Annotated in this window: 8 protein-coding genes and 1 pseudogene; 7 read left to right on the forward strand and 2 right to left on the reverse strand. The window is 58.9% G+C overall.

Going from position 1 to position 19,733, the window contains the following annotated elements:
* A partial coding sequence (locus AD664_RS10310; RefSeq protein ID WP_256207094.1) for a helicase-related protein occupies positions 1–422 on the forward strand: 422 nt, incomplete at its 5' end.
* 247 nt (positions 423–669) lie between these two features.
* Here the strand turns inward: AD664_RS10310 and AD664_RS10315 are convergent.
* On the reverse strand, positions 670–942 hold the full coding sequence (locus tag AD664_RS10315) for a hypothetical protein (protein ID WP_053146336.1): 273 nt from the start codon (positions 940–942) through the stop codon (positions 670–672).
* Between the two features lie 280 nt (positions 943–1,222).
* Here AD664_RS10315 and AD664_RS10320 point away from each other — a divergent pair, with 280 nt between their 5' ends.
* From AD664_RS10320 to AD664_RS27850, 6 genes and pseudogenes are all read left to right on the forward strand, one after another.
* Positions 1,223–2,929 (forward strand): ShlB/FhaC/HecB family hemolysin secretion/activation protein, encoded by a 1,707-nt coding sequence (locus AD664_RS10320; RefSeq protein ID WP_053146339.1) that lies wholly within the window; start codon positions 1,223–1,225, stop codon positions 2,927–2,929.
* A gap of 24 nt (positions 2,930–2,953) precedes the next feature.
* A complete protein-coding gene (locus tag AD664_RS10325; protein WP_083454173.1) occupies positions 2,954–15,832 on the forward strand; it encodes a filamentous hemagglutinin N-terminal domain-containing protein in 12,879 nt (4,292 codons plus the stop codon).
* Position 15,833: 1 nt separating this feature from the next.
* Positions 15,834–16,181 carry a DUF3969 family protein gene (locus AD664_RS10330; protein WP_053146340.1) on the forward strand — a complete coding sequence of 116 codons (348 nt, stop codon included), beginning with the start codon at positions 15,834–15,836 and terminating at the stop codon, positions 16,179–16,181.
* Between the two features lie 110 nt (positions 16,182–16,291).
* Entirely contained in the window at positions 16,292–16,993 is a 702-nt protein-coding gene (locus tag AD664_RS10335; protein WP_053146343.1) for a transposase, read from the forward strand.
* Between the two features lie 451 nt (positions 16,994–17,444).
* Positions 17,445–18,029, forward strand: coding sequence for a hypothetical protein (locus AD664_RS10345; RefSeq protein ID WP_042732417.1), 585 nt, complete (start codon positions 17,445–17,447; stop codon positions 18,027–18,029).
* A gap of 175 nt (positions 18,030–18,204) precedes the next feature.
* Positions 18,205–18,336, forward strand: a pseudogene (locus tag AD664_RS27850) (transposase); the annotation flags it as partial.
* 27 nt (positions 18,337–18,363) lie between these two features.
* Here the strand turns inward: AD664_RS27850 and AD664_RS10350 are convergent.
* Positions 18,364–19,557, reverse strand: a complete 1,194-nt coding sequence (locus tag AD664_RS10350; protein WP_053146347.1) for an IS4 family transposase — start codon at positions 19,555–19,557, stop codon at positions 18,364–18,366.
* Between the last annotated feature and the right edge of the window lie 176 nt (positions 19,558–19,733).

Consider the following 19,733-nt stretch of genomic DNA (forward strand, 5'->3'; position numbering starts at 1 on the left):
TGGACGAACTGGACATGGTCATCAACTTCGACATGCCTCGCAGCGGCGACGAATACGTGCACCGCATCGGCCGTACCGGCCGCGCCGGCAATGACGGCCTGGCGATCTCGCTGATCTGCCACGGCGACTGGAACCTGATGTCGAGCATCGAACGCTACCTCAAGCAGAGCTTCGAGCGCCGGACCATCAAGGAAGTCAAGGGCACCTACAGCGGGCCGAAAAAGGTCAAGGCGTCGGGCAAGGCCGTTGGCGTGAAGAAGAAAAAGGTCGACGGCAAGGGCGACAAGAAGAAAGCCGCCGCCAAGTCCCCGACCAAGCGCAAGACCGCCAACCGCCCGAAAGCCGACGCGCCTTCGCTGGTCAGCAAGGACGGCATGGCCCCGCTCAAGCGTCGCAAGCCAGAGGCACCGGCGGCGGAGTGAGGGGGCTGTAGCGTTGCAAAAAAAAAACCGGACCTTGAGTCCGGTTTTTTTTTATGCCTGGCACAGGAACCGTGGCGAGGGAGCTTGCTCCCGCTGGGCTGCGCAGCGGCCCCCATCAGGCTGCCTGTTCACTTGACTCAAGGGGGTGATCACCCGTTGGGATGTTTCGCACGGGAGCATTCGCCTGCCGGCTCAGCGGGAGCAAGCTCCCTCGCCACAAAGACCTGTGGCACTCCGGTTGGGGCAATCAACCCGCCTTCTGCTGCGCTTCTTTCAACTCTTGCAAACGCTTGTCGATCAACTGGCACTTGTCCGGCAAATCCTTGCTGGCGGTCTCCAGGTCCATGGCCTGCAGTTCATCGTTGATTTCCTTGGCCTTGGCCGGGTTCTGCTGGGTGAGCCTGGTCACTTCCTGGGCCAGTTGCTCGCGTTTGGCGGTGGCTTCCTCGGGCGTGCAGGCCCAGGCGGGCAGGGCGCAGGCGAGGGTGGTGGCCAGGGTGAGTTTCAGGAAGGTTTTCATGGGGCGGGCCTCGTATTCCTTGTTGGGCGGGTAAAGGGTTGAGGCCAAGTGGTAGGAGAAAGTTCAGTAGCCGAAAGCTGGCACGGTTCATCCGTCGTGGTCCTCGGAGCTATCGCGCCTTTCTGCGGGATGTTTCGTACCTTCTTTCCGGAAGCCGTCTGATTTCAGATCAGCGGTGCAGCCAGTAGCCTCAAAGCAAGAATATTTAATTGACGCCAAAATGATGGCTAACTAATATCGCGCCGCTATTTTGATATCACTTTTGCTCGAGGGATCGAACATGTCCTCACCCGCCCATTGGGCGAGGTTGTGCCTGGCTCTGCTGTGCCTTTCTCCCCTGACCGACGCCCGTGCCGCCCCGACACCCGGTGAAACCGACCTGATCCGTGAGCGCCAGAATCGCCTGCTCGAAGAGCAGCAGCGTCGCCTGGAGGAGCTCAAGGACTTGCCGGGCCAGGAAGCGAAGCCGGCCCAGCCGACGGCGCCGGTCGATGCCCGTTGTTTCCCCATCAAGACCATCGAACTCAAGGGCGCAGACAGTCTCTCCGCCAGTGAGCGCGAGCGTCTGCTCAAACCTTACATCGGCCAGTGCCTGGGGGTGACCCAGCTCAACGAGTTGCTCAAGGTCATCACCGACCGCTACATCGAAAAAGGCCTGGTCACCAGTCGTGCCTACCTGCCGCAGCAGGATCTGTCGGGCGGGCACTTGAGCGTGCTGGTGGTGGAAGGGCGGCTCGAAGGCCTTGAAGGCGCCGAGAACAGCCAACTGTCGGATCGTGAGCTGGCGATGGCGTTTCCCGGCAAGGCCGGCGACCTGGTCAACCTTCGAGAGATCGAACAGATGGTGGACCAGCTCAATCGCCTGCCGTCGAACCAGGCAAAAATGGAGCTGACCCCCGGCCAGAACGTTGGCGGCAGTGAAGTGCGCGTCACCAATGACCCGCGAAAGCCCTGGCGTGCCGGCCTGTCGCGCAGCAACGACGGCCAGCGCAGCACCGGTGAGCAACAGTGGGGCACTCGCTTTGAATGGGACAGCCCGCTGGGCCTGGCTGATCAACTGATGTTGCGCGGTGGTCACGACGCGATGACCGACCACCAGCACACCTCCAACAACGCCATGCTCTATTACAACCTGCCGTTTGGCTGGTGGAACGTCAGCTACACCTACAGCCAGAGCGAGTACCGCTCGCAGATCGCGGCGAACGGTTTCAACTTCAAGCAGACCGGCGACAGCCAGAACCACCAGTTGCGCGTTGAGCGAGTGATCCACCGCGATGCTCTGAGCAAGACCTCCCTGAACACTGGCCTGGCTTACCTGCGCAGCAATAACTTCATCGAAGACAGCAAGCTGGCGGTCAGCAGCAATCGCCTGAGCGAAGCACAGTTCGGCATCAACCATGGCCGGCGGGTCGGCAGCGCCTTCATCAACCTGGACCTGGGCATGCAGCAAGGCATTGGCGCGTTCGATGCCCAGGACAACAACAGCCCGGGCCCCGGCCAGGCCGATGCCCGCTACCGCAAGTACACCGCCACCGCCAGTTACCTGCTGCCCTTCAAGCTGTGGAACGAGTCGTTCAGTTTCAGCAGCCTGATGACCGGTCAGCGCAGCGAGGATGTGCTGTTCAGCCCGCAGCGCATAAGCCTGGGCGGGCAGTCGTCGATTCGCGGCTACAAGGATCAGTCGCTGTCCGGCGACAGCGGTGGCTACTGGCGCAACGACCTGCGTTGGAGCCGTCCGATCTCCCAGGCCTGGCTGCGCCCGGTCTTCGCCGAATACGGCGCCAGCCTTGGCTACGACCAGGGCGTGATCCGCGGTGACCGCTACAACGGCGATCAGCACGGGCGCATGTCGAGCAACTCGGCGGAGCTGTTTGCCCGCGGCGAGCACCTGACCGCCAGCGTCACCTTCGCCCATTCCCTGGAACGGCCGGATCCCCTGACCGAGCGCGAAGCGCCGATCTACTTCCGCCTGGACGTACTTCTTTAATTTTTGCTGCAAAGAGACTTGAACATGGACGCTCGCCAATACGCCTTCCTGGCCCGCCAACCTTCTGCTGCCCTGCAAACCCGCGAACGGTTCTGCGGCATGCCCAAGCGCGGCCTGGCGTTCCTGTTGGCCAACGTCATGTTCTGGCAACCGATGTGGGCCCAGGCCGACGGGATTGCCGTCAGTGCGGCGGGCACCGGCCTGGACCGGGCCGGCAATGGCGTGCCCATCGTCAACATCGCCCGGCCCAACGGCAACGGCCTGTCGCACAACCAGTTCACGGACTACAACGTCGGCAGCAACGGCGTGATCCTCAACAACGCCACCGCCCGCACCCAGGCCACGCAACTGGGCGGGATCATCCTCGGCAACCCGAACCTGAGCGGCACCGCGGCCACGACCATCCTCAACGAAGTCAACGGCGGCAACCCCAGCCAACTGCGCGGCTACACCGAAGTGGCGGGGCAGTCGGCCCGCGTCATCGTCGCCAACCCCTACGGCATCACCTGTAACGGCTGTGGGTTCATCAACAGCCCGCAAGTGACCTTGAGCACCGGTAAACCGGTGGTGGAAAACGGTCGGCTGGACCGCTACCAAGTGGACCAGGGCAGCGTCACCGTCGAAGGCGCCGGTCTCAACGCCACCAACGTCGACCGCTTCGAAATCATCACCCGCAGCGCCAGGATCAACGCCGAGATCCAGGCAAAAAACCTGACGATTGTTGCCGGTCGCAACGACGTCAACGCCGACACCCTCAACGCCACCGCCCGCGCCGACGACGGCAGCGCCAAGCCGCAACTGGCCATCGACTCCTCGGCCCTGGGCGGGATGTACGCCGGAGCCATCAAGCTGGTGGGCACCGAGGCCGGCGTCGGTGTGAAGCTGGACGGCAAACTGATCGCCAGCGGCGGCGACATCCAGCTCGATGCCAACGGCCAGTTGAGCCTGGCCGAGACCTCCGCCACGGGCGCGGTCAACGTCAAGGCGGCCAGCGCCACCGTGCAAGGCGCGGTCTATGCCGGCACCGCACTGAATGTGCAGACCCAAGGCAACCTGAGCAACCAGCAAACCCTCGCGGCGCGAGACAGCATCACCCTGAACGCGGGCGGGCAGTTGACCAACAGCGGCATTATCGAGGCCGGGGTCAATGCGGATAACACGCGTAATGCGGCGGGGGATGTGAGCCTGACGGCGCAGAGTCTGAGTAACGAGGGTAAGAGCGTTGTTGCCAGTCGTAATCTCACAGCCAACGTGACGCAGACGCTGAGTAACCAAGGCGGAACGCTGAGCGGTGGGCAGACCACCACGGTCAACGCCGCGACCCTGGACAACCAAAACCAAGGTCGGGTGCTGAGCAACAACACCCTGAATATCACCGCTAACACACTGCTCAACACCCAGGGCACGGTCAGCAGCAACGGCAATCTGACGGCCAATGTCGGGCAGTTGAATAACAACAACGGCGAATTCACCGGCCTGAGCGGCGTCACGTTGCGCGTTGCTTCGCTGGACAACGTCGCGGGTCTGGTCGCGGCGGGGCAAGGGTTGGATATCAATGCCAGCGGCCAGGTGAACAACCGCAGTGGTCGGCTCACTTCAAGCAAGAGCGTCCAGCTCGGTGCTGCATCGCTGGATAACACGGCGGGCCGTTTGCTCAGTGACGGCGCGCTCACCGCCAGCCTTTCGGCGCAACTGCTGAATCAGGCGGGATTGCTGTCGTCGGCAGGCCTGCTGACGCTCAATGCGGCGAGCCTGGACAACCGCCAGAATGGCGTTGTCACCACTACCCAGGCCGCCGGCCTCAATGTAGGCAAGGTGGATAACCGCGGCGGTGAGCTGTCGAGTCAGGGCGCCCTGACGCTGACCGGCACCGAGCTGGATAATGGCAACAGCGGCAAACTGATTGCCTACGGCGACCTGCGCCTGACCCTGGAACGCCTGAGCAACCAGAGCCAGGGCGTGATCTCCAGCCGAAGCGCCTTGGCAGTCAACGCCGGGCAACTGGACAACCGCCAGGGTTCGCTTTACGCCCGGCAAGGGATGAACCTGGACCTGAGCGGGCAACTGCTCAATGCCCAAGGCGGCATCAAAGGCGATACCACCGCCAACGTCAAAGCCGCCGGGATCACTAACGATGCGGGCCAACTGACCAGCGTCGGTGCGTTGAACATCGACAGCGCCGCGACCTTGAGCAACCTGGGCGGTAGCGTGATCAGCGGCGACACGCTGCTGTTGAAGGCCGGCCAGGTGAACAACGCCACCGGTCGCATTGCCAGCGCCAAGGCCCTGAATGCCAGCGTCACCGGGCTGGCGCAACAGAATGGCCAACTGGTCAGCAACACCAGTCTCTCTCTTGACCTTAACCATGGGCAGTTGAGCAACCAGGGCGGGCTGATCAGTACTCCCGGCGCGCTGCTGCTGAACAACCTCGCCGCTGTGGATAACCGTGGCGGTGAGATCTCCAGCGACAAGGCCTTCAGCCTGGACGCCAGTGCGTTGGACAACAGTGCTGGCAAGGTCGTCAGCAAGCAGGGCCTCAACCTGACTATTGCCCAGGCGTTGAACAACGCCCAAGGACGGATCTCGGCCAATGGCCTTGCCGTGCGCGCAGCCAGCCTGGACAACAGCAGCGGCACCTTGAGCAGCGACGCCGACCTGAGCGTGAACCTCGACGCCGCGCTGACTAACCTGGCGGGGGAAGTGTCCAGTGCCGGGCTGACCCGACTCAACGCAATGACCCTGAACAACCGCAACGGCCAGGTGCTGGGCGATAACGCCCTGGAGATCACCCTGGGTGGTGCGCTGGACAACCGTGAGGGCGTGCTCGGTTCGGGCAAGCGGGTGGACATCCAGGCCGCCAGCCTGAACAACAGCGGCGGCGGGCAGATAATCAGCGACGACAGCCTGCGCGCCCGCATCAGCGGCCTGCTGGACAACCAGAGCCAGGGCGAAGTGATTGCCAAAGGCGCACTGGACCTGCAAACCGGCAGCCTCGACAACCGTAGCGGACGCCTCACCGGCAAGGATCTGCTGACCTTGCGCAGCGATTCGCTCGACAACCGTGGCGGCAACGTCCGTGCTGACAAAGCGCTGCAACTGACAGTCGCGCAACTGGACAATCGCAACAACGGCGTCATCACCGGCAAGGCCCAGGTCACCGTCGAAAGCACGCGGCTGGACAACAGCGGTGGCCTACTGAGCAGCGTCGGCCCGCTGAACTTGAAGGCCGATGAAGTACAGAACGGTCTTGGCCGAATCTCCAGCCAAACCGACCTCACCGCCGTGATCGATACCTTGCAACAGCAGGGCGGTGCGCTGGTCGCCCAAGGCAACCTGAGCCTGACCGGCAGCGTTCTGGATAACCGCAACGGTGGCTTGGTCGGCACTACAAAAGCGCTGGATCTGCAGGTGGGGCAGATCGATAACCGCGCGGGCGAACTGTCCGCGGGGCTGGGCGTCAAGGTCGGCGCTCAACGGCTGGACAACAGCGACGGCGGCAAACTGATTGCCGGCAACGCTCTTGAATTGAAAGTCGCGCAACTGATCAACCAGACCAAGGGCCTGATCCACGCCCAAGGCGGCCTCACGCTCACCGGCGGCACCCTGGACAACAGCGCAGGCTCCCTCAGCAGCCTTGAGGCGTTGGTGATCACCCTCGACAACGCACTGCTCAATAACAAAGGCCTGATCAGCAGCGAAGATGCACTGACCGTCAACGCCGGCAGCCTCGACAACACTGCCGGCAGCCTGGGCAGCGCCGGTGCGTTGTCGCTTGTCAGTACGGGCGGTTTGATCAACCAGGGCGGCTCCATCAGCACCGATGCCGCGCTGACGCTCAACAGCGCCAGCCTGGACAATAGCCAGAAAGGCCTGGTCTCGGGCAGCGCCGCCACTGAAGTGCGCACTGGCGCTTTCAATAACAGCCAGGGCGGGCGCCTGACCTCGGGCAATACCCTCACGCTCACCGCCACTCAGGTGAACAACGCCGCTGGCCGTATCGCCAGCAGCCAGGCCCTGAGTGCATCGGTCACTGGCCTGGATCAACAGCAAGGCGAGTTGTTCAGCAACACCCGCGTCAGCCTGGACATGAACCAAGGCCAACTGAACAACCAGGGCGGCCTGATCAACGCCCCGGGTCTGTTGCTGCTCAGCAACCTCAAGGACGTCAACAACCAGGGCGGTGAAATTTCCAGCCGGCTGGCGTTCACCCTGGCGGCGCGCAACCTCGATAACAGCGGCGGCAAATTGCTCAGCAACCAAGGCCTGATGCTTCGAACAGTGCAGGCGCTGAACAACGCCAAAGGGATTATCTCGGCCGCGTCCGTGGACAGCCACAGCGCCAGCCTGGATAACCGTGATGGCCTGATCAGCAGCCTCGATCAACTCGATTTGACTGTCGATACGTTGCTCGACAACCAGCGCGGTTCGCTGATCGCCGACGGCGCGCTGGTATTGAACGCTGATCGCCTGGACAACCGCACCGCCAGCATCGCCGGCAAAGCCGGGCTCGACGTCACCGTCACCGCCCTGGACAACCGTCAAGGCACGCTGGTCAGCACCACGGACCTGACCTTGAAGGCATCCAGCCTGGACAACCGTCAGGCCGGTTTGATCGGCGCAACAAAAGCGCTGGATCTCAAGGTTGACGATCTCGACAACCGTGGCGGCGAGCTGAGCGGCAACACGGGTGTCACCCTGGTGAGCAAAAACCTCGACAACAGCGACAGCGGCCAGTTATTCGCCGGGCAGACGCTGAAGCTCACCGTGGACAAACTGATCAACCGCAACAAGGGCCTGCTCAGTGCCAAGACACAGTTGAACCTCGATGGCGCTTCGCTGGACAACAGCGGCGGCTATCTGATCAGCCAGCAAAACCAGCGCATCGAGCTCAGTGGCGACCTGATCAACACTCAAGGTCAACTCAGCAGCGAAGGTACCCTGGACGTCAGCGCCGCCAACCTGAGCAACACCGGCGGCAGCCTGTCCAGTGCGGCCAATCTCACGGTTAAAAGCCTGGGCCGCCTCGACAACCAGGGCGGCGAACTGGTGACCGACGGCGCGTTGCTCCTCACCAGCACGGCGCTGGACAACCGTCAGCAGGGCAGCATCAGCGGCAAAGGTGCGGTGAACGTCACCACCGGCGCGTTCGACAACAGCCAGAACGGACGCCTCAACAGCGGCAGCACCCTGAGCCTCAACGCGGCCCAGGTCACCAACCAGGACGGCGGCCGTATCGGCAGCCAAGGCGCGCTGACGGCTTCGGTGTCCGGCCTGGATCAACAGGGTGGCCAGCTGTTCAGCAACACCTCGCTGAGCCTGGACCTGAACAACGGCCAGCTCAACAACCAGAACGGCCTGATCAACGCCCCCGGCACGCTGCTGCTGAAAAACCTGCTCGGCGTGAACAACCAAGGCGGCGAAATTTCCAGCGCCCAAGCCTTCACCCTGGCGGCGCAAAGCCTCAACAACGACGGCGGCCGGTTGCTCAGCAACCAGGGCCTGACCCTGCGCATCGCCCAGGCGCTGAACAACGTCAAGGGCCTGATCGGCGCGACAACCGTCGATGCCCACGCCCAAAGCCTGAACAACAATGGCGGCACACTCACCAGTCGCAGCAACCTCGTTCTGGCGATCGATCAACAACTGGATAACCAGGCCCAAGGCCTCATCAGCGCCGCGCAATTGCTCACGCTCAACAGCGGCAATCTGAACAACCAGGGCGGCAGCGTGTTGGCCAGCGGTGCCTTGCTCCTCAACGCCATGGCGCTTAACAACAGCGCCAACGGCCTGATCAATGCCCAGGGTGATCTCACGCTGACTGCCAACGCGCTGGACTCCAGCGACGGTGGCGAAGTGTCGGCCAAGGGCGATATGCACCTGACCCTCGCGGCGTTGACCCAAGACGGTGGGCGTCTGTTGGGCGAACAAGCCATGGCGCTGAACCTGGGCGGCCATGACCTGAACAACCGCAATGGCCTGATCACCGCTAAAGGTCCGCTGACCCTCAACGGCCTGCGCAACCTGAACAACCAGAGCGGCGAAATTTCCAGTAGCCAGAGCTTCACGCTCAGCGGCCAGACACTCGATAACAGCGGCGGCAAACTGATCAGCAGCCAGAGCCTGAGCCTCGACGGCGATAGCTTGGTCAACCAGAGCGGCTTGATCTCTGGATGGCAAGACTTGCAGGTCAATGGCAGCAGCCTGGACAACCGCAACAACGGCACGCTCTCCAGCCGCAACGGAGACGTCGGCGTCACCCTCAGCGCAGCGCTGCTCAACGGCGCTGCCGGTGCGCTGGTCAGCCAGAAAAAACTCACGGTCAGCGCCGCCAGCCTGGATAACCGGGGCGGGATTCTTTCCAGCGGTGCCGACCAGACCCTGACCGTCACGGGCGGTTTGCTGAACAACGCCCAAGGCGGCCTGATCGACAGCGGCGCAACCCTGGTCATGAACGCCACGACGCTGGGCAACGCCAGCGGCACCCTCAATGCACAGAACGCCCTGAGCTTCACCGGCACCAGCCTGGACAACAGCGGTGGCAACCTGATCGGCAACGCCGCCGTCACCCTGGACTTGCTCGGAGTCCTGACCAACACCAACGGCAAGCTCGCCAGCGTCGGCCCCCTGCGGGTCGAGCGCGCCACGCAAATCAACAACCAGGGCGGCCAGATCGCCAGTCAAGGCCTGTTGACCTTGCTCACCGGTGGCCTGGACAACCGCAATCGCGGCACCGTCGCGGCCAATGATCAATTGATCCTCAACGCGACCGGCGCGGTACAGAACGACGCCGACGGTCTGATCTACAGCCAGAACAGCGGCGTGCAGATCGACGCAGCCAGCCTCACGAACGGTAAGGGTGTCGTGCAAAGCCAGGGCGCGCTGAAGCTCACCGTGGCCGGCGACATCGACAACCAGAGCGGCCGTCTCCAAGCCAAGGCCGGTGACGTGATGGTCGTCGGGCGCAATCTGGACAACCGCGGCGGCGTGCTCGCCAGCCTGCAAGGCCTGCTCACCACCCAACTGAGCGGCGTGCTGAAAAACGGCTACGACCTGAACAACAACCGCCAGGGCGGCATCACCCAGGCCCAGCGCCTGAACCTGATCGCCCTCGGCGGCCTCGACAACTACGGCGGGCGCATCTCCGCGCAAACCGGCGACGCCACCGTCACCACCCGCAACTTCGACAACCGCAACGGCGGCCTCTACGCCAAAGGCAAGGTCAACGTCACCGGCAACGATTTCGATAACAGCGGCGACAACGACGGCCAGATCGCCGGCAGCCAGATCGACCTGAACCTCACCGGCGCGCTGAACAACCGCCTGGGCATCATCGAGAGCGACAGCACCCTGGCAATCAAAGCGGCGAGCCTCGATAACCAGACCGGGCAGTTGCGGGCATTGGGCGGGAGCGGTACGACCAACTTCCAGATTGGTGGGCTGTTCGATAACCGTAACGGCACGCTGGAAACCGCCAACAACGGCCTGATCCTCAACGCCGCCAACTTCCAGAACCTGGGCGGCAGCTTGTTGCATGTTGGCAGCGGCGACTTTGACATCTCCACCGCCAACCTCACCAACGCCGGCGGCAGCCTCGTCACCCGCGGCGGCTTGACGCTGACCGCAGACAGCTGGACCAACAGCAGCGTGATCCAGGCCGGGCGACTGACCGTCAATGTGAACAACCTGACGCAGACCGGGACGGGGCAGTTGCTGGCTTCTACCCGTTTGGTGGGGAGTGGGGGAAATTGGAGCAATGATGGGCTGATTGCCAGTGATGGTTCGATCAACCTTACCTTGGGGGGGAGCTATGTTGGCAACGGGCGGATCTCGAGTCTCGGTGGGATTGACCTGACCGCGGCCCAACTGAGTCTGGGCGCGGCCTCCAGCATCGCCGGTGGTGGTGACTCGACAGTGACCATCGGCGGACAACTGAGCAACGCCGGGCGTCTCACCTCCAGTGCCAACCTGACCGTCCAGGCCGGAAACCTCATCAACGCCGGGACCCTGGGTTCGGCCCGCAACCTCGTGTTGAAAACCCCTTCGCTGCTTAATGACCGTGGGTTGGTATTCAGCGGTGCGGATATGACGCTGGGGGTGAGTAACTTCACCAACCAGAGCGGTGATCTTTACGGGTTGGGGAATGTGTTGATAGGGGGTTATGGCGCCGCCGCGCGAGCCGCCAGCGTAAACAACGTCTCCGGTTCGATGGAGAGCGGCGGCACATTCACGATCAACGCCGATGGGTTCCAGAACCGTACCGAGGGTGCGGTGGCGTCTGGTGGGCGCAAGCTGATTTCGGGGTTTATCGCCAATATATGTAATGACTGCAAAGGGGACTACTACACCTTCACACTGGCGGCCCGTGAGGTCTTCGAAAGTGTTGACAACGACACCAGTGCCTCGTCATTGCTGACGGCCGGCAAGGATTTCGTGTTCCAAGGCAGCAGCTTTCTCAACAGTAAAAGTACGGTGAGCGCCGGCGGCAATATCAACATCGTGGCCGACAACGTGCAGAACATCGGTGCGCAGAACGGAACCATCGAGCGCACCCGCATGTATCAAGTCGCAGGTATGAGCGACGGCGGTACTGGACGGTTTTTCGCCAACGTCCTGACTCCTTACAACCAGCGCAATAACCCTGATTTCCCGTATGTCTATTACCTTGATCTGGACGGGAATATTCACAAGGCCATCCCCAAATCGACTCGCTACAGGGAAGGGGGGCGAGACGGTGAATCGTTTTCCGTGGTGAGTCTTACAGATGCCGATACAGGGGGCACGGTCAAAACACGTGGAGACTACAACCTCGTACTGCCCGGGCTGGCCTACGGTTTCGAGAACACCACGCAATCCCAGTACGATCCGAACAACCTGCTTCAGATGCCAAACCTGGATCAGTACAACCTTCTAAGTGACATCGAAATCGCCAAAGACAGTTCCGGCACCGCCAGTACAGTCGGCAGCCGTAACGCCGTCATCCAGGCCGGCGGTAACGTCTCGATCACCGCCACCAAAGACCTGCAGAACAGTGTCATCCATGAGGACTACACCGCCAGCGGCGGTACCAACAAAGTCGCGAATACCCAGGCAAGCGGAACCGGCACCACCATCGTCAGGATCAACAATCAGCTGCCACCTGATCGCGCCCAGCAGCAGGTGAACCCACTGAGCCTTCCTGGCTTCGCCTTGCCAACCGGTCAAAACGGTCTGTTCCGCCTGAGCGGCCAGGGTGGTTCGGCTCAACAGGCCACCCAGGCCAACCCCGGCTCGCAAAACTGGAGCATGGGCAGCGCCTCGATCAGCACCAGCCAGCGCCAACAAGACCTGCCGGATACTCAAGCCCGTGCTGTCCAGGTAGGTACGATCGCGGCGGTGGGTGCCAGTGATCGGCAACTGGCCCTGATCGCTCGTCAAGCCAACGACAGCGACGTGAGCGCCAGTACGCTCAACGTCAGTGCGCCTGCACAAGACAGCCACTCGCTGCCGATGCCAAGTCGCAACAGCAGCAGCGCCGGGACTCAAGTGGCCGCGGTGAATGTCACAGGCACCAACCTGCTCCCAACGGCCCAGGTCGTCCCCCAGGTGGGCAATGTGGTTGATACGCCAGCCGCCAGCCAGACGGTCGCGCGCGTTCAAGGTATACCAGAGACCTCCTTCAAGCCTAACCCGCAAAAGTACCTGATCGAGACCAACCCGGTACTCACCGACCTCAAGTCGTTCATGAGCTCGGACTACCTGCTGCAAAACCTTGGCTACGACCCGGACCAAAGCGCCAAACGCCTGGGCGACGGCCTCTACGAACAGCGCTTGATCCAACAAGCGGTCGTCGCCCGTACCGGCCAGCGCTTCATCGACGGCCAGACCAGCGACGAAGGCCTGTTCAAATACCTGATGAACAACGCCATCGCCAGCAAGCAGGAGCTCGGCCTGTCGGTGGGCGTGACGCTGACTTCAGAGCAAGTTGCTGCGCTGACCCACGACATCGTCTGGCTCGAAGAGCACGAAGTGAATGGCGAAAAAGTCCTGGTGCCGGTGTTGTACCTGGCGCAGACCGAAGGCCGCCTCGGGCCTACCGGTGCGCTGATCGCCGGTAATGACGTGACGCTGATCGCCGGCCAAAACCTCGACAACGTCGGCACCCTGCGCGCTTCCAATAATCTTTCGGCGACCGCTGGCAAAGACCTCGTCAACAGTGGCTTGATCGAGGCCGGTAATCGCCTGGACGTGTTGGCGGTCAACAACATCGCCAACCAGGCCGGTGGGATCCTCGCCGGGCGTGACGTCAGCATCAAGGCGGTGATGGGGGACGTCGTCAACGAGCGTACCGTTACCACCGCAAACGACAGTCGGCGACAGGACTTCATGGACAGCGCCGCCCGTATCGAGGCTGCCAATGACCTGGACATGGGTGCCGGACGCGATTTCAAGAGCGTCGGTAGCGTCATGGTCAGTGGTCGTGACACCACGATCGATGCCGGTCGGGACGCGATCATTGCCTCAGCCCAACAGGAAAGTGCCAGCAACAACGGCGTTCGCAAAAGCGCGGTGACGCAATTCGGCTCCAGCGCCCAAGCAGGTCGCGACCTGACCGTGAACGCTGGTCGGGATTTCACTGCCATCGCCAGCCAACTCGGGGCCGAGCGCAACGTCGCATTGACCGCCGGGGAGAATATGACCATCTCCTCCGCAACTGACGAAACCCACTCTTATTCCAAAACGAAAAAAGTCACCACCCAGGAAGATCACGTCAAACAGATTGGCAGCGCCATCAGCGCTGGCGGTGACGTGACGATGGGGGCCGGAAAAGACATGGCCATCATCTCCAGCCGCATCAGTGCCGGGGATGAGGCTTACCTGGTGGCGGGCGAAAACCTCGACGTCTTGGCGGCGCAGGACAGTGACTACTCGCTGTACGACAAAAAGAAAAAGGGCAGTTGGGGGAAAAAGCAGACCAAGCATGACGAGGTGACCAAGGTCACGAACGTGGGGAGTGAAATCACCACCGGAGGCGATTTGACGTTGGTCAGTGGGGATGACCAGCGGTATCAGGCTGCGAAGTTGAACAGTGGGGCTGACCTGACTGTGCAGAGTGGAGGGGCGATTACTTTTGAGGGCGTGAAGGATCTAGTCCAGGAGACGCATACCAAAAGCAATGGCGATGCGTTCTGGACCTCATCGAAAGGAAAGGGCAACACCGACGAAACCCTGCGCCAGACCCAGATGGTGGCCGCCGGCAGCATCATGATCAAGGCGGTCGATGGCCTTCATATCGATGTCACGCAGGTCAATAAGGAAACGGTTAGCCAATCCATCGATGCGATGGTCAAGGCTGATCCGAAACTGGCTTGGTTGAAAGAGGCCGAAGCGCGGGGGGATGTGGATTGGCGGCAAGTGAAGGAGATTCATGAGTCGTTCAAGTACAGCAACTCCGGGTTGGGGCCTGCTTCGCAGTTGATCATCGCGATCATGATGTCCGTAGTCATGGGCCCGGCAGGTCTGGGCGTAGTAAGTGCAGGCGCTGGTGGGGCTATCGCCACCAGTCTGGCGACTACGGCGGTGACCAGCACTATCAACAACAAGGGCAATTTGGGGGCAGCGCTCAAAGAGACGTTTAGCGCAGACAGCCTGAAGGGTGCCGCCATTGCCGGGATCACTGCCGGAGTCCTCAACTATGCGGACGAAAATTGGTTTGCTGCCGCATCGCAAGGTTCGAAATCCGCAAACCTGCTGACCAGCAATAACTTCACCGACGTTGCTATACGGACTGGAGGCCGTGCTGTGCTGTCCAGCGGCATTTCTACTGCCATTGGTGGAGGCAGTTTTGGTGACAACCTTGGTGCGGCTTTGGCGGGAGAGGCTGGTAGTGTGGCGATGGCCACGGGGTTTAACTGGGTTGGTGATACCGTTAAGTTTCCAGATGGCGGCCTTCAGAAAATTGTTGCACACGCGATCATGGGAGGGCTGCTGGCTGAACTGACGGGGAGTGATTTCAAGACAGGTGCGGTCGCTGCTGGCTTGAATGAAGCGCTGATTCCCGGCCTGACCACACTTGCGAATGGAAACGAAGAACTGCAGGTGGCGCTGTCGCAACTGACGGGGTTGTTAGCAGCGGCTGCGGTCGGAGGCGATCTGGATACAGCCTCTAAGATCGCCCAGAACGCGACTACCTATAACTATCTGTTTCATGCGGAATTGGTTGAAAAAGAACAAAAGCTGAATGCCTGCACGTCACCAGCCGAGTGCCAGTCCATCCGGGACTACTACAACAACCTTGACGCTGCCCGGAACAAGGAATTTGGTCAGTTCTGTCGACAAAACCCAACGGGCTGCGGGACGATCACGCAGCAGTTGGTGGCTGAAATTCCTGTAAATGATAAATTGCTTGAGGAGGTCAGGGTCTCTGGCGGCAAAAGTAGTTTTGCGCATTCGATACAACTTTGGTTGGCTACACAGAGTAACCAGCAGGCCATCAATACCAGCATTGTTGAGAAGTCCCGGTCTGAAAATGGGGAGGTCGTGGGGCTGCTGACCGACGTTGCTTTGGGTGCGCTGTATCCAGATCTGTTCGCATCGACTGCTGGAGGGAAGGGTGGTACAACTGGAGTTAAGAGTGGGGTTGTAGAGGGTGGCGCAAATTCAGGGATAAAAAATATATATGACTCCATAAGAAAGGCCCCCCAGTACCCGGAAGGATTTAAGGAGCGAAATGGCGGGACAACGAAAAATGTAGTAAATAATATGGAAGTGCTAGATGAATTGCGAAAAGTTGAGCCTGGGAAGTGGGCGAAGATCTACAAGGACGGCTTTGCTTCAGATGGGTCTAAAGTCTCAGTTCATTATTTTCAGAGCGAAAGTGGGAAGGTTTTCAATGTGAAAACCAAGCCCGGATGGAGCAATAACTAAAATGAAAAAAATGTCTTTAGTGTTGGAGGTTTTTGAGGCTGAGGAGTCTGCTAGGTTTCTGTCCGCACTGTCGATAGGTCTGTTGACTTCTGTGCAAAATGGTGTGATGTCGCTGGATGAGGCTGAAAGACTGCTTTTCTCGCCAAGAAGTTCGAAGGTTTTGAGGGAAAAGGGAATTTCCCCAAAAATCACTGAGCTGCTGATGGATTGTTGTGAGTTGGAGGACGTTCTTAGTTTAATACCTTCAAAATTTGATAATAACCTGCAGATGGTGTTGGATAAGTTTACGGATTTTTTGAGGGAGTCAAAAGTTAGAGAAACCGATTTGAATTTTTTGGAAATCAAATGATTGGAGTTGTAAAAAAAGAGGGAAAAAGGGGACGGAAAAAGGGGACAGGGACAGATTTATTTTTCATTCCTCTGCTACGCTGAAAGCTTCCAAGGATACAGGAAGCGAATATGCCAAGAATGGGACGTATTGTTTTACCAAATTATCCGCATCACGTGGTACAGCGCGGCCATAACCGGCAGGTAGTGTTTGCGGCGGCGGAGGATTATCAGCGCTATCTATCTGATCTGCGTGAGCTGAAGGATGCGTTCGGAGTAAAGGTCTACGCCTATTGCCTGATGACGAATCATGTCCATTTGTTGCTAGCTCCAGGGGAGTCGACCGTTGGGCTGGGGCAGTTAATGAAGGCACTGGCTGCCCGTGCGACGCGCTATCGAAATCGATTGGAAGGGCGTTCAGGCACCCTGTGGGAAAGCCGTTACAAATCCAGCGTGGTCCAGTCGGATTCATATTTGCTCGCTTGTAGTCGTTACATTGAGTTGAATCCTGTACGTGCTCGTATGGTCGCTGATGTCGCAGACTATGTATGGTCGAGCTATCGAAGCCGGGTAAGTGATGGGCCTGGTAGGTGCTGGTTAGATGCTGATCCCTGCTTCTTGGCTTTGGGTGATACCCCGCTGGAGCGGCAGCTTCGGTATGGGGAGTTTGTGCGCCAAGCCATTCCGTCTGATCAGCTTCGATTGATCCGCGATGCCTTGCAGCGAGGCCAACTGACGGGAACAAGCCGTTTCGTAGATGAGGTGGAGCGAATTGTTGGTGTGAGGGTAGAGCAGCGAGGGCAGGGGCGGCCGAGGGCTGAGTTGGGAAAATAAATCTGTCCCCTTTGTGGGCGAAAGGCAGTTCTCCAGAGACAGTCCCTTACTTCAGGGTTGAGGGGGGCGGATCGGGAACACAATCCAGCCAGTACCGCATCAGTGCAAATGATGATGGAACCATCACCATCAATCCTGGTTGCATGGGCCAGCTTTGTGTAAGCGTAGGTGATGCTGATCATGCCATTTACTATTTGACGAACAGACGGCCTGATGGTTCTGTAGTGGTCTTCGACGTTGATGCGGCTCTTCACAAAGAAATCATGGACCGGGAAATCCCTCAGCGACCCATCGATGGTGTTCCGAGGGATTCTGATGCGCCGAAGAGAGTAGACAGAAACCAGCCCGGTTACTCCCTCGAGTTACCAAAAATGTGGGAGTCGCTACTCGAAAAGAACTCGAGCAACGCCCGGGTTTATACACAGGATGAATTTTTTAAGGAGTTCAAGCAATGACCGTAAGTCAATCGGTACTTGATGATCTTTGGCGGGGGGAGAAAAGTATTTGCTTTTTTGTGCATGCTGGAAAGTGTTATTGGGTTGTAGATGAGAAGTATAATTTTTCTCTTGATGCAGAGAAAGACTATCGCGCCTACCTTGATAGTGGCGAAATAACCCAGGAGCAATATGAGCAGTCTTGCAAAAGTTTCAGAGGTGGCATTCTGAAAATGACGGCGGAAAATTTTCCGCAGTATTTGGGTGATTCAAGTGGAAAAATTTTGTCTCCAAGTGATTTAAATGATTTTATAGGTGCGGATTTCGAGGTTTTTGAAAAAGTTGAGTATTATTTTTTAACCGGTGAAGGTTTGACCCAGGATCTGTTTAAACGCGCCAACATGATTCACTCTAGGTTTCCTAGGTTTTACATAAATTTTGACAGAAAAATTTTTATGCATATGGATGACGCGCGTGTTCATGAAGGTCTAGCTTATCCAGACTGGATTGCTGAATGTTTTGATTTTAGCTTTTTGATTCCTGCTAGCGAGCGGTATTGGGTGGTGGCGGGAAATGACTATTGGAAGCTTCGGTTTGTATGAGTGATAAATAAAAGATGAAAGATTTATTTTTCATTCCTCTGTTACGCTGAGAGCTTGCAAGGAGCCAATATTCCCGGAAATGAAAAGGGGACGAAATAAAAAGAATAAAAAGGGGACAGATTTATTTTCCGAAAAGGGGACCGGTATTAGGCGTTTGTACACCAAACTATCCTGATTGATCCGCGATGCGTTGCAGCGAGGTCAATTGACGGGTACAAGCCGTTTCGTAGACGAGGTCGGGCGGATTGTGGGTGCGCGCGTAGAGCGGCGAAGACAGGGGCGGCCGAGGACTGAGTCGGGAAAATAAATCTGTCCCTGAGGGATCCCCACAAATCTACTCCAGTGCCTGCGCCTCTTGATGTACCTCTGCGCGCAGCGCGTGCTCAAGCCTCTCCAAGGTGCTTCGAGAATTTGAACCGCGTCCGCTGCGCGAGTATTCCAAGCCCAGCCGCCACAGCGATAGCACTCGTCGGCGTTTAAGGCTGTTGCTTTGAAAACGGTGCTCATGACCCGCTTCGCGGGCCTGCAACCCTGTTAAACACATGATGTAATTAGCCAGAGCCGAGATCAGCAAAAGCACTTCGATTCGGCGTGGACAGCGACTCCGATGGCGAGTGATGCCTACGCCAAAATACTCACTTTTTACATCCCTGAAGCCTTCTTCTATCTGCATGCGCTGTTTGTAAATGGCCACGATTTTCGATGGGTTCCATTGATCTTCCGGCAGGTTGCTGGCCAACAACCAGGGCTCTCGTTCACGATTGGCCGATTGCCTACTGAGTTTGTTTTTGGCAATTGAGCCGGTGACACGCTGGTGTTTGCGACCCTTTGCCGAATGCCTAACGCAATACAGATGAATGATGTGCGGAGCGCTCTGGGTCATCTCGATCCGTCCCAGTGACTTCGGTGAGGACGATGCCAGAGCGTAGAGGCTTTTAACGGGTACCCAAGTGTCTGCGTCGTTTCGGTAGAGATCCCGATTACGCACACGTCCCACGTAATACCAGCCTTGCGCTTCGACGGCTTTGATCCATGGCCGGCGAAAACCTGCATCAGCCACAAGGATCGGAACGCAGTCTTTGGGGAGCATTTCGGCCAGCGTTTGTAGCAGTCGTTTTTGATATTTCGGACAACCCTCGCGCTCATGAACACTCTCGTAGATCGGGAACGAGCGTCCTGCCAAAGGGATGGCAGCGCGCAACAAAAAGAACTCTCCAGCCGCATCAATAGGTGACCAGTCAACCAGGATCAACGGATGCTTCAGCGAGCCCAGCAATGCTCGCAGCATGACCCAGTAGAACAACGGGCGCTCGGTTTGCAGATGCCGATTACCCAGCAACCGATCCACTCGCTTGATGGTGTGTTTGGGATAGGCTTTGCTCGGCAAGAATCGACCAAGCCCCGTCAGAGTGAGCCGACGTCCTCGGAGTAAAGCGCTGACACAACACATCAACGTTTTCAGACGATGAGAATGAACATCGGGAAGTGCTTGGGCGAGCGCGCTGTGTAAGAATCGGATGGCCTGCATGGGTCGGGATCTTGTTTTGTGTGGTGCAACACAAGCTGCCGATTCATGCAGGTCTCTTCAATATTCCAACTTCTTGATTTTGCGTAAGAGAATTCGGGGATCCTTCAGAATCTGTCCCCTTTTTTTCTTTTTTTCTTTTTTTCTTTTTTTCTTAGACGGTGTGCTGTATAGAAAGC

It is taken from the genome of Pseudomonas sp. P97.38 (assembly GCF_001269745.1).
GTDB lineage: Bacteria > Pseudomonadota > Gammaproteobacteria > Pseudomonadales > Pseudomonadaceae > Aquipseudomonas > Aquipseudomonas chlororaphis_E.

Bases quoted from the DNA above. Each gene is read 5' to 3' on its own strand.
- AD664_RS10315 (WP_053146336.1), bottom strand. From the start codon at position 942: ATGAAAACCTTCCTGAAACTCACCCTGGCCACCACCCTCGCCTGCGCC.
- AD664_RS10350 (WP_053146347.1), bottom strand. From the start codon at position 19,557: ATGCAGGCCATCCGATTCTTACACAGCGCGCTCGCCCAAGCACTTCCC.
- AD664_RS10330 (WP_053146340.1), top strand. From the start codon at position 15,834: ATGAAAAAAATGTCTTTAGTGTTGGAGGTTTTTGAGGCTGAGGAGTCT.
- AD664_RS10345 (WP_042732417.1), top strand. From the start codon at position 17,445: ATGACCGTAAGTCAATCGGTACTTGATGATCTTTGGCGGGGGGAGAAA.
- AD664_RS10335 (WP_053146343.1), top strand. From the start codon at position 16,292: ATGCCAAGAATGGGACGTATTGTTTTACCAAATTATCCGCATCACGTG.
- AD664_RS10325 (WP_083454173.1), top strand. From the start codon at position 2,954: ATGGACGCTCGCCAATACGCCTTCCTGGCCCGCCAACCTTCTGCTGCC.
- AD664_RS10320 (WP_053146339.1), top strand. From the start codon at position 1,223: ATGTCCTCACCCGCCCATTGGGCGAGGTTGTGCCTGGCTCTGCTGTGC.